8 protein-coding genes and 1 pseudogene are annotated in these 12,147 nt (G+C 66.5%); 4 read left to right on the forward strand and 5 right to left on the reverse strand.

Going from position 1 to position 12,147, the window contains the following annotated elements; all coding sequences use genetic code 11:
• Positions 1-153 precede the first annotated feature (153 nt).
• Positions 154-438, forward strand: a complete 285-nt coding sequence (locus KRR26_RS15155) for a hypothetical protein (protein WP_120207046.1) — start codon at positions 154-156, stop codon at positions 436-438.
• Positions 439-520: 82 nt separating this feature from the next.
• On the opposite strand, the gene KRR26_RS15160 is transcribed toward KRR26_RS15155, so the two are convergent.
• From KRR26_RS15160 to agmC, 3 genes and pseudogenes are all read right to left on the reverse strand, one after another.
• Positions 521-1,969, reverse strand: a complete 1,449-nt coding sequence (locus KRR26_RS15160; RefSeq protein WP_217080166.1) for a hypothetical protein — start codon at positions 1,967-1,969, stop codon at positions 521-523.
• Between the two features lie 157 nt (positions 1,970-2,126).
• A complete protein-coding gene (locus KRR26_RS15165) occupies positions 2,127-5,249 on the reverse strand; it encodes an Ig-like domain-containing protein (RefSeq protein ID WP_217080167.1) in 3,123 nt (1,040 codons plus the stop codon).
• Between the two features lie 129 nt (positions 5,250-5,378).
• Positions 5,379-6,650: pseudogene (gene agmC / locus KRR26_RS37835) on the reverse strand (adventurous gliding motility protein AgmC); the annotation flags it as partial.
• Positions 6,651-6,913: 263 nt separating this feature from the next.
• Here agmC and KRR26_RS15170 point away from each other — a divergent pair.
• Complete coding sequence (locus tag KRR26_RS15170) at positions 6,914-7,615, forward strand: phospholipase D-like domain-containing protein (RefSeq protein WP_217080168.1); 702 nt, start codon at positions 6,914-6,916, stop codon at positions 7,613-7,615.
• A 25-nt stretch (positions 7,616-7,640) separates the two neighbouring features.
• Here KRR26_RS15170 and KRR26_RS15175 read toward each other — a convergent pair whose 3' ends face one another.
• The gene (locus tag KRR26_RS15175; RefSeq protein ID WP_217080169.1) at positions 7,641-8,306 is read right to left on the reverse strand and encodes a cyclase family protein; all 666 of its coding nucleotides are present in this window, start codon (positions 8,304-8,306) and stop codon (positions 7,641-7,643) included.
• 169 nt (positions 8,307-8,475) lie between these two features.
• On the opposite strand from KRR26_RS15175, the gene KRR26_RS15180 reads away from it, so the two are divergent.
• Positions 8,476-10,290 carry an ABC1 kinase family protein gene (locus tag KRR26_RS15180; protein ID WP_120207057.1) on the forward strand — a complete coding sequence of 605 codons (1,815 nt, stop codon included), beginning with the start codon at positions 8,476-8,478 and terminating at the stop codon, positions 10,288-10,290.
• Positions 10,287-11,270 carry an acyltransferase domain-containing protein gene (locus KRR26_RS15185; RefSeq protein ID WP_158611502.1) on the forward strand — a complete coding sequence of 328 codons (984 nt, stop codon included), beginning with the start codon at positions 10,287-10,289 and terminating at the stop codon, positions 11,268-11,270. The genes KRR26_RS15180 and KRR26_RS15185 overlap by 4 nt, the downstream gene beginning before the upstream one ends.
• Positions 11,271-11,282: 12 nt before the next feature.
• Here the strand turns inward: KRR26_RS15185 and fabD are convergent, their stop codons facing one another.
• Positions 11,283-12,143 carry an ACP S-malonyltransferase gene (fabD, locus tag KRR26_RS15190; RefSeq protein WP_217080170.1) on the reverse strand — a complete coding sequence of 287 codons (861 nt, stop codon included), beginning with the start codon at positions 12,141-12,143 and terminating at the stop codon, positions 11,283-11,285.
• Positions 12,144-12,147: the final 4 nt, after the last annotated feature.

Below are 12,147 nucleotides of genomic sequence, written 5' to 3' on the forward strand. Positions count from 1 at the left end.
GCGGTCGCACAAGCCCCCCCGACCCGGCCCCTGGCGTAGAATCCACCCCCCTCCTCCGCCAGCATCACCTATCCACTCCAGTTGCAATAAACATCGGACTGCCCGTACTACCTGATAACCCGCATTGGAGCGGGGGTTCAGGAGGCAGACAGGATGAAGACCTTGCGCTGGGCGCTGTGCATGTCGGTGTTCGCGGTCGTCGGGTGCGGTGGCGCCGCCATGGAGATGGAGCCCGAGACCACCGGAGAGGCCAGTCAGACCGAGGCGCCTGCCGGTGACGTGTCGCAGTCCGCCGTGACGTGCACGGATACCTACGGCGAGTGTCGAGTCGGCCAGTGCGAGCTGGGCCCCAACGACCACTTCCAGATCTACACCCACACGTGTTGTACGGCGGCTGGCGCCTGCACCACCCAGCGCCTCCGCATCTGCGGCTGCTGAGCTGAACCGAGCGGGACATCCACACGCCCCATCGTGGATGTCCCTTCCTGCGTCGCGTGCCCATGAGCGGAGCCGCGTGGGTTCATTGCCCTGGCAGCTTCACGCGCCGGGAGCGCTCGAACGTCCGCCACAGGAGCGCGTCATAGAAGCCCGGCGTGGTGGGCACGAACGACTCGGTGCCGAGCGCCACCGGGCCGTTGAACTCTCCGGCGAGCACGAGGGCGCCAGCGGGCTCGCGCGCCAGGCTCGTGAAGGACAGATTTCCACCGGGGAAGGTGTGAACCCAGACGCGCGCCCCGCTCGGAGTCTGGAGTTCACTGACGAAGAGATAGAGCGACGCCGTGGAGGGCAAGGGCCCCGTGCCCACGTCGTCTCCAGGGGCAGCCGGCCCAAGCAGGGTCACGGCGCCCGTCGCGTCTCCTCGCACCTGCCACAGCCAGGTGCCCAAGGTCTGGCCCCAGACATCGGCGCCCTCTCGCGTCATCGCGAGCACCACCCCCGAGGCGCCATCGGGGCGCGCGGTGAATGGCCGACCCGCGAACTGGAACTGGCCCGCGAACCGTCCGCCCATCACCACCCTGCGCCCCACCACGTCCACCGTGTCGAAGCGGGTCAGGTCGGTCATCGACGCCAGCGTGCGAGACCAGACATGCGCGCCCATCGGGGTGAATCGCGCGACGACGGCGGTCTCTCTTCCAGGCCAGACAGGGTGAAGCACGCCGCCGCCGAAGTCCGCGTCGCCATCGAAGGAGCCCACCACGTAGAGGGAGTCGAGCGCATCGACGGCCACGCCTCCGAAGGTGCTGCTGTCTTGCGTATCGAAGACACGGTCCCATCGCCACGTGCCGTTGCGGGAGTACTTCACGATGAACCCCTCGACGGGAGAGGCCTCGCGAGGTCCCCCGCCGAAGTCCGCCGGCCCATCCACGCCTCCCGCGAGGATGAGGTCGTCGTGGGAGTCGACGACGAGCCCGGGAGAACCATCGAAGTCGCCGCGCAGTTGTCGGACCCAGCGCACCGCGCCCTCTGAAGAAAACTGAGCGAGGAAGAACCCCTGGAGCGAGTGGCCGCCCAACACGATGGGATCCGACGAGAAGCCTCGCACCGTGAGGTTCCGGTGGCGGTCCGCGACGACGACCTCCAGGTACGTCTCCGGGAACAAGGTTCCCGGCGCGGAGCCAAAACCTCGGGCCCACAGCAGGTGGCCGTCACGGCTGTACTTCGCGATGAAGGCATTGGTGCCGTTCTCGGAGACAACGGCGGGCAGCGGGCCGCCACCGAGGTCCGGAGCCCCCTCGTAGGTGCCGACGAGGATGCTGCACCCCGCCGCATCCAGGACGACGTCGGAGCCATACATGTCATGGAACGGGGTCCCCACGGACCGTCGAACCCAGGTCAGCTCCTCATGATGCTCGGTGCCGGTCGCCGTGGTGGTGGGGGGCAAGGCGTCCGGTTCGAGGGGCGGCTGCACCAACGGCCCACAGCCCACACCCAGCACGACGCCCCCGAGGAGGAAGAGAGCCACTCGCATGATGAACCCTCGCGCCAAGGACCGAGCCTCCCGGTCGGCGCGAGGTTTCCCGATGCCCCACCCCGTGCACAGCTGTGCCTGGGTCGCACGTCACCGTCGAATCGGAACACACGTCAGCGGGAGCAACCGCGTCTTGGACTCGAACGCTCCCCAGGGGTCAGGAGCCGCGAGGAGGCGTCGCGGACGACGAGCGCCGTCGCCGCAACGCCCACATCCCCCAGCCGATGAGCGCTGCGGTCGGAAGGGTGTCCGCGGGGCCCGGCCCCGCAGCGCAACTGATACCTCCGCCCTTCGCGCGCATGTCGCCGCCCAGGTAGACACGCCACGTTCTGAGCGCTGGCTCCGCATCCGCATTTCCCGCGCGATCCCTGGCGCGAACCCGAAGCGTGTAGGTCCCCTCCGTCAAGTCCCCGAACGTTGTCTCCTCTCCACACGGAGCGAAGTCATCGCCCAGGAGCTTGCACTCGAACGAGGCCCCCGCTTCGGAGGACGCGAACTTGAACGCGGCCTCCGTGGTCAGGATGCGGCCCTCGGGGCCCGCGAGGATGCGCGTATCCGGAGCCTGGGTGTCCACCGCGAACTCGCGGGGCGCGGAGTTCACACCGACGTTCCCCGCCCCATCCATCGCACGGACTTCCAAGGAGTGCCGTCCATCCTGCACGGCATTCGCCACCGTGAAGCCCCACTCGCCCGTGTCGCCCACCAGCGCCGACCCAACCTCCGCCCCATCGAGGGCAATGAGGACCCTGCTCCCAGGCTCCGCCTTCCCACTCAGGGCGGGACGTGGCGTCTGCAACTCCGCCCCGGGGGCAGGCACCGACATCACGGGCGCGGACGGCGCCACGGTATCCACCACCCAAGTGTAGGACTCCGGCGTCGCATCCACATTGTCGGCGAGATCCTTCGCCCGGACGAAGAAGGTGTGGGTGCCATCCGACGCGGCAAACGAGAAGGGGCTCGTGCACGGCTCATAGGTCGCGCCGTCTTGACGGCACTCGAAGCGAGCATCGGGCTCCGACACGAACTCAAAGCGCGCGATCCGCTCCGAAGAGAGCGCCTTCGGCGTCGAGCTGAACTTGCTCTCGGGGCGCTGGGTATCCACCTCCCATGTGCATTGCTTCGGATTTGGGTCGACGGTTCCGGTCCCCTTCTTTGAACGCACGGAGAATCGATGCGGACCATCCGAGACGGTAATCGAGTAGGGAGCACTGCAGGGGACCCACGTCGTCGGCGTGGCCTCGAGCGAGCATTCGAACACCACTCCGGCGGTCGTCGAGCTGAACAGGAATGAGACAGCGGTCGCATTCGAGTGTTCCGGTGGGCACCCCGTGAGCTCCGTCGAGGGGAGGTTGAGATCCACGCGCCACTCCCAAACGGCCACCTTCGCGTCCGGGGTGGCATTCTTCGCGGCATCCAGCGCGCGGACGCGCAGGACACAGTCCACGGAACCTCCTTCCGGCGGATCAATCACGAAGCCGACAGGATTCGCACAGGGAGAGAACACGCCATCACTTCGGTTCAAACTGCACTCATAGGTCACGTTGGATTCGTCTGAAGCAAAAGCGAAACCAGCATTCCGCGAAGACGTCAATCGGTCCGGATGTTCCACGATCCGGACGGCAGGAGGCGTCAAGTCAACCATCCAGGTAAAACTCGCGGGAGTCGGATCGGCATTGCCAGCAACGTTGACCGCGCGAACAAAGAACGTGTGGCGACCTTCCGTCAGGTCATTGTATCGCTGAGTATTCCCGCTGTCCGCGCCACACCAGACGAAGTCCGATTCATCCAGCCTGCATTGGAATCTCGCCTTATCCGTCGTGCTGCCAAAGCTGAACAGCGCCGTATTCCGCCGATCATCCGCATCAGGTCTATCACCGAGCACAGTCTCCGGGACCGTCGTATCCACCGAGAACTGAACCAAGGCCTGACCGCTCAGATTTCCGGCGTTGTCGATCGCCGTCGCGGAGAGATGATACACGCCCTCGCCCAGCTCCTCGGGAAGCAGCACCGCCCATGTCCCGTCGGGATTGGACAGCACCTGCTGAACCAATGCGCTCCGTTCTTGCAGCTTGAGTTCCACTCTCGTCGAGGGATCCGCGCTGCCCGCGACGCGGACTCGCCCCGAGGCCAGCGAATCGCCGTCCACCGGCTCGCTCACCGTGGGCAGGTCAGGAGCCAGGGTGTCGACCCCAAACTCAACCTCCCGCGAAGCGACGCTGACATTGCCTGCCAGATCCCTCGCGGTCGCAACAAGAGAATAGACACCGTCGCGCAACGCGGGGGTTGGGGGGACCTGATAAGTCCAGAGCCCGTTCGACGCCACAGCCCCGGTACCGGAGAGGATCACATCGCCTCCCATCCGGACTGAGATGTCCACCGAGCTGAAGGCTTCAGCTGAACCTCGGAACTCAGGCACAGGCGTATTCAACCAAGCGCCCTGCGTTGGGGTTGAAATCAGAGGCGCCTCAGGCCGAATGGAGTCCACGAAGAACATGACGCTTGGGGATGGAGGGCTTCGATTCTCCGCCCGATCCACGCTCGTCGCGGACACCCAGTGCGGCCCCTCGCCCAGCATGGAGAGCGACGTAATGCCCCACGTCAACTCACTCTCCTGGAGAGTGGCCCAAAGCGGAGGGCTGTTATCAACCACCAGCGCAATCCGGACAGCCCCTCCGTCGACCGTTCCACCATACTTCATCAGACCTCCGTCGAATGTCTGAGCCGGTGCGGGGCTCTCAATGACTGGCACGCCCGGAGGGACGGTATCCACATCCCAAGAACAACGCGCAGGGGTTCTATCGACGTTGCCAGCCTCATCGAATGCGGCGACACGGAACAAGTTCGGACCCTCTTTCAAATCCGCGAACACCATCGGACTCGCACAGGGGTTCGGCCCCGCATCATTCAGCTCGCACTGAAAGCCTATGCCACCCCCTGAGGAGCTGAACTTGAAGATGGCATACCGATTCCGCGACGGGTCCTCACAGCCCTCGTCCAAGACGGTATCCGGCGGCGTGAGATCGACAAAGAAGGTCAGAAGTGAACTCGATGCGCCGGGGGCTCCACCGCCGCTCGGCGTGCTTTGCGCATGCACCCTGTACTGCCCTTCAGACAATCCGGGGGTGATCACCAAGGAGAAGCCGCCATCCGCTTCGGTCGGCAGGGCTCCTTTGAAGATGCCCCCATCCTCCCAGACGATGTTGACATAGGCCCCAGGCGTCGCATTGCCTGCGAAAGTGACGTTCGGGGTGTTCAACCGCGCGCCCTCGGTGGGCTTCAACAGAACAGGCGCAGCCAGCGCGACGTGCTCCCCCGTCAGAAGCGCGACGTCCCCACGAGAGTCCTCAGCCGACTCCAAGGTCGGCGTGGCACCAAAGTCCGTGCCCCCCGGCGCCCCACCCGCCCGACTCGCATTCGCAGCGACGGGGCAGGTCCAGGCCGAGGCCGCTTGAAGGAGAACCCTTCCGCCTCCACCCCCACCTCCTGGGGTCGACTCTTCGCCCCCAAGCGCGCTGCCCCCAGGTCCACCGGATGCCTCGACCGCACCGCATTCCGCGACGCCAGCCAGACGCACGGAGACAACCCCTCCCGCGCCGCCTCCGCCGGCCCCATTGCCAATGCCATCTCCACCCGCGCCGCCATTCGCGGCGATGACGCCATCGCCCAGCAGTTCAGCGGCTCGAATGTAGATCCCACCCCCGCCAGCGCCTCCATTGGGAGCGGAGTGGCTCCCACGTCCGTGCCCGCTTCCACCGCCGCCGCCCAAAACCAATCGTTCCCACAGCGAATAGGCGAGCGAGCTGCCACCGGCTCCGCCTGTGCCATGCAGTGACCTCGTGTCGACCACGAGAGGCGTGCCGCCCATCCCTCCTCTGCCAGCATTTCCGCCGCCGCCGCCGCCCGCGCCCAGACTGCCCCCTCCTCCCCCACCTGGCCCGGCATTCTCTCGCCCACTCGCCGAAGGAAACCCGAGACGATCGCCTCCTTCTCCCTTCATCGCGCCGGAGCCAGGCGCCAACCATCGCGCTGGGTCACCCGCAGGCGCAATCGCGACCTGGGGCACGAACGTCCCGCCCCGAAAGCCCTTCGCACTCGCGTCAATCCGACCATCATTGAGAATGGGACCCGTCGCGAACAGAGCCAGGATTCCGCCTGTCTTTCCATTCCAGGGCCGCGCGGACAGTCCCATTCCCTCGTCAACACGGACAGTCCTGCACTCTGGGACTCGGATGACTTGCGCCGCTCCAGCGGAATAGGCAAATGACAAGGGCCGCCTCAGCAACAGGCGCTGCCCCTCCGCGTCGATGGAGCCGACCCGAGCGAACTCCCAGCGCCCCATGGCGTCGTCCGTGAGGGGAAGGGGGCCCGCCCCACCGCTCACGGCGAAAGGCTGCTCGCCAGCGGTTTGATGCACCATCACCAAATCACCCGAGGCGAACTCGCGGACCGACTCGGGTTGGATGACCAGACTCCCCGCCGCGCTGTCCTTCAGAATCGCCGCATAGGAGTTAATGACATCCTCAGGTCCGGTCGCGACACAGTCGCCGCTGTGCCCGTCCCCCAAGAAGAATCCATCCGCCTCGCCGGAACCCTCGTTCGAAAGGAGAAGGGTGGTGACGGCGGCCAGTACCGCCAGGACAGGTGTACGCATGGCATCTCCCGATGAGAGAGACCATCGCATCGGAATGCCTGTCGCGACGACGTGCCCCACAGAACAGACGTTCGACCTCCAACACTTCAGGCAAGGCTATTGTCTGCGCCTCGCCCTGGGGTTCGAACGCCTTGCGCATGGAGCGGGGTCCTCACGGACCGCCGGTTCGGGACGTATGCCCTCAAGCGAGCGGTCCGTGGTCCATGGGGCGGCGCGGCCTCCCGGCCACGCATCTTCCTCCATTTTCACTCAACGAACTGGCACCATGCGGCATCTCGCAATTCGAGGACCCCTTGGACTTCCGACTCATCAACACCGAGGACACCATCAGCCGGCTGCTCTCCCTCATCCGCGATGCGCGCGATCGCGTGGTGCTGGTGAGCCCCTATACAACCCTGGCGGCGGAGGACCGGGTTGGACGGGCCCTGAGCGAGGCGCTCGCCCGCAAGGTGAAGGTGATGCTCTTTGTTCGCGAGGATGACCAAACCCAACCTCGCAAAGACTGGCTCGAAGCACTCCAGCCTCTTCTGAAGGCAGGACTCAAACTCTATGGGGTGCCGGGGCTGCACGCCAAACTGTACCTCTCGGAGTCGACGGCGCTCGTGACGTCGCTCAACCTGCTCGCCTCCTCCTTCCTCAACACGATTGAGGTGGGATTGTGCTCGGACGAGAAAGAGGCGGTGAAGCAGGCGGAAGCCTTCATCCAGCGCGAAATCCTCCCTCATGCGCGCCAGTCCTCGGAGCGAGCGAAGAAGCCTCCCAGGAGTTCGCCCCCTGCGACTGCGTGGCGAACCCGAACGACGGGCCACTGCATCCGATGCGCGGAGGAGATCGCCCTGAAGGCAGACAAGCCCTACTGCAGAGACTGCTATGACGAGTGGGCGGACTGGGGCAACCCTGACTACCTGGACGCCTTCTGCCATTCCTGTGGCGTCGACCACCCATCCAGCATGAACAAGCCGCTCTGCCGAGACTGCTATCGCGCTCAGGCCTGAGCAGGAGGTGCCGAGCTCTTCCGCCCTATCGCCGCCGCAGGATGGCGCGCGCTGGGGCTCCGTCGCCGCCTTCGAGCCGCAATGGCAGACACACCAGGTCATAAGTGCCCGCCGACACGTGGGAGAGCACCAGGCCCTCGATGATGCACACCCCCGCATCGAGCAGCGCCCGGTGCGTGGGCTCGCCCTCCTCCGCGCTGCCAATGGACAGATAGTCGATGCCCACCGTGCGCACGCGCAGCCCGGCGAGGTAGCGCGCGCCTTCCAATGACAGATACACGAAGTCCGGCTGGAACTCCGCGCGCGGCCAGTCCCGCGAGGAGTTCGCCGTGCGGAACAAGATGCGCTCCCCCGCCTGGATGTCGTGACGGCGCAGCTCCTCCACTCGAATGGCGCGCGGATCCAGAATCTCCAGCACCCGCGCCACCCCCACCGTGCTCGTCAGCGGGAGAGAGTCCACACCCGCCGCACCCGGGATGAAGTGGACCGGCGCATCCACGTGCGTCCCCGTGTGCACCCCCAGCGAGATCTTGGACACGTTGGCGTCATCCCCTCGTGACAGGGACAACGTCCGGGTGACCTTCACCTCCGGGTTGTCCGGCCAATGCAACATCCCATCGCGCAAGGGCACGGAGATGTCCTTCCACTCCTGCTCGCCGGCGCGCGTGTCCGTGATGGCAGCGGTCTCCATGAGACTCCATGCTGCGCATCCTCACGGCCCGCTGCGTGAAGCGCCGCTCCCTCGCTCGGACAGGAGGCCACGGCTCGGTCGCCCTCGACCTCGGCGCACCCCGCCATGGCAGGGCGCTCACGGCTGGGTTCCTGTTCTGTCCGAGAAGCTGGCCTATACTGTCTGTCCCATGAGCGTGTCGCGGCCCAAACTCCTCGACCCGGAATTGGTCCCCACGCCGCTGCGCGAGCGGTTGCCGCATCCCGTGGAGATCGCCGAGCTGACGGCGGACGCCGAGCGCCGTCGTCGCGTGGTGGTGAAGGCCCTCATGTCCATGTGGGCCCGGCTGTCCAACCCGGTGCTCACCTCGCCCGCGGAGCGCGGGGCCATTGTCCGCGGCACCTTGGACGAGTTGGGCGGCGTGTTCGTCAAGCTCGGGCAGTTGCTGGCGCTGCGCAACGACCTGTTCCCCACTGAGTTCTGCCTCGCGCTGGCGGGCCTGCATGACCGCGCCACGGCGTTTCCCCCCAGCGTCGCGCGGCGCTGCGTGGAGGAGGCGCTCGGACGTCCAATAGAGGACATCTTCTCCGAGTTCGAAGCCGTGCCCGTGGCCGCGGCGTCCATCGGCCAGTGCCACATCGCGCGACTGCGACAGGGCGGGCACCGCGTGGCGGTGAAGATTCAGCGGCCGGACGCCCCCGCGATGTTCTGGCGTGACATCGCGCTGTTTGGCTCCCTGCTCAAACCCCTGGCCCTGTTGCCCTCCTCCGAGCTGTTCAACTGGGAGGACGCGCTGTGGGAGCTGAAGGACATCGTGACGGAGGAGCTGGACTACCGCTACGAGGCCGCCGCGCTCACGACCTTCCGCAAGAAGCTGCGCAAGCATCGCAACATCTACGTTCCCCAGGTCTTCTCGCAGTGGTGCACGCCCAACGTGATTGTCATGGAGTACATCCCGGGCGTCTTCATGAGCGAGCTGCTGCACACGAAGGAGACCGACCCCGACAAGGTCTTGCGCTGGCAACACGAGAACCATGTCGAGTTGGAGGAAGTGGGCCGCACCCTGCTCCAATCGCTCTACCGGCAGATGTTCGAGGAGCACCTGTTCCACGGCGACCTGCACCCCGGGAACATCATCCTGCTGCGCGACAATCAGGTGTGCCTGATTGACTTTGGCTCCATTGGCAGACTGGACATCGACTTCCTCGACTCGTTCCACGGCTACATGAAGGCGCTCGCCGAGCGCGACTTCGAGAACGCCATCCTGAACATGCTGTCCACGTCCTCGAACCTGCCCAACGTGGGCATCGACTCGCTCCAGGCGGAGTTGCTCAATGCGTTCCGCACGTGGCATCGCAAGACGCTGGTCGCGGACCTGCCACACCGAGAGAAGTCCGTGCAAGCCCTGGGGGACTACATGCAGCCCGTCCTCCAGCGCTACCGCATGAGCATGAATTGGTCCTTCCTGCGGATGAACCGAGCCTTTGGCACGCTGGACATCACCATCCAGAAGCTCCTCCCCATGCTCGACCATCCGTCGGAGATGAAGCGCTACCAGAAGGGGGCGCGAAAGCGCGCGCGGAAGCGGGCATGGAACGTCCGTCCCTCGACCCTCGCGCTCATCCGCCACGGCGCGTTCCTCCGCCAGAGCGAGGAGGCGAGCCTCGCGTTCGCGCAAGCCACGAACCGGCGCCGCATGCAGCAGCTCGAGACGCTCCGGTACAAGGCCTCGCTCACCAAGATGGAGTTCTTGCTCCTGTCGGTGATGCGGTTGGTGCAAGCAGGCGCCGTGGCGTTGGGGCTGATGCTCGTGGGGATGTGGCTCGGGCGGCATCTGCCTCTGGAGCCGGGACCTGAGTGGTTGCATGGCAACCACCTGGATGATTCCATTCGGGCCCTGCCACGCTTCGCATGGTGGGAAGGACTGCTGGCGCTCGCGCTGACCACCCAGGCCTTCCGCAGCACGGGCCGGGTCGCCGCCCGCATCCACGAGACCGCGAGATGACTGAAGACGCACGCCAGAACACCGACCCACGGGGGATCGTCTTCCTCTTCGGAGGACAGGGCTCCCAGCACTACCGAATGGGCGAGGAGCTCTTCCAGCGCAACGCCACGTTCCGCCACTGGATGGAGCGAGGCGACGCGCTGCTGCGCCCCATCACCGGGCGCTCCATCCTCCACGAGATGTACGAGGCCGAGCACCGCGTCAGCGAGAACTTCGATGACCTGGAGCTCACCCACCCCATCATCTTCCTCTATGAGTACGCGCTGGCCTCCGCGCTCATCGAAGCGGGCGTGCGCCCCGCGGCGGTGCTGGGGGTGAGCTTGGGTGAGGCGGCGGCCTGTGCCGTCGCGGGCGTGCTCGCGTTCGACGACCTCGTCCTCGCGCTGGGGCGGCAGGCCATCGCGCTGAACCGCGGGTGCCGTGCGGGCGGCATGTTCGCCGTCATCGCGGACCCCAAGACCTTCACCGACTCGCCCGTGCTGGGCCGCCGCGCCACGTTGGCGGGCGTGCTCGGGCCCACGCACTACGTCATCGCGGTGCCCGACACGTGGATGGCGGACGTCGAGGCGCATCTGCGCGCGCAGGACCTGCTCTACAGCCGGCTCCCCGTCCGCCAGCCGTTCCATTCGAGCTGGGTGGAGCCACTCCCTCCGGGCGTGGAGGCCGCGCTCGCGCCGCTGCGCTTCATGCCGCCCCAAGTCCCGGTGTACTCGAGCAGGACCGCGGGCCCGGTCGAGCAGCCCACCGCCACGCACCTGCTGCGCGCGGCGCTCGACCCCATGCGCTTGCGCGACACCGTCCTTCGGCTCGAATCGCGGGGACCGTTCCGGTACGTGGACGTCACGCCCTCTGGGACGATCGCCAACCTCGTCAACGCGAACGTGCGCGGCTCCGCGTCCAGCGTTCAGGCCATTGGCTCGCCCTTCGGCCGCGAGGCCGCCGCGTTGGACCGGGTGCTCGACAAGCTTCGCGCCGCTTGAGGGGCGGGGCCCTCAGGCGTCCGCGGAGCGGCGCAGCGTGCTCTGGATGAGGGGCGTGAGGAACTTGCTCGCGCCCAGCTCCTCGAACACCGGCATGGGCTGACGCGCGAGCCATTGGATGGACTCCGTCCATCGCACGGGGCGGCTGATCTGCCCCGCCAGGCACTCGTGGAGCCCTTGCTCCGCATAGGGCATGGCATGGACGTTGGAGACCACGGGGAAGTCGAGCGGTGAGAACTCGAACTGGGACAGGAACGTCGCGAACTCGCTCTCAGCCGCGCGCATGTAGCGCGAATGGAAGGCCGCGCTCACGCGAAGTCGCACCACTTGCCGTGCTCCGGCGGACTCCAAGGCCGACTCCAGTCGCTCGAAGGCCCCCGCCGCGCCCGAGATGACGGTCTGCTCAGGCGAGTTGAAGCTGGCGATGTCCACCTCGCCCGGAGCCACTTCGCGCAGGCAGTCCTCGATGCGCGCGGGCGAGAGCCCCACCACGGCGGCCATGGTGCCACCGTCGGCGCGCCCCATGAGCTGGCCGCGGCGCTGCACCAATCGCAGGCCCGTGATGAAGTCGAACGCTCCGGCCGCGAACAGCGCGTTGTACTCCCCCAGGCTGTGCCCGAGCGCGAAGTCCGGGCGCGAGCCCTCACGCTCGACCGCCTGGAGGTAGGCCAGTGCGTTGACCACGAACAGGGCCGGCTGGGTGAACTCCGTCTTGTGCAGCCGCTGCTGCGGATCCTTCAGGCACAGCTCCTCGAGGGAGTAGCCGAGGATGGCGTCGGCGAACGCCACTTCCTGTGGGAATGCGCGGAAGAGTTCGGCGCCCATGCCCACCGTCTGCGAGCCCTGTCCTGGGAAGACGACGATTCGAGTCATGGCC

Source organism: Citreicoccus inhibens (genome assembly GCF_019039035.1).
GTDB lineage: Bacteria > Myxococcota > Myxococcia > Myxococcales > Myxococcaceae > Citreicoccus > Citreicoccus inhibens.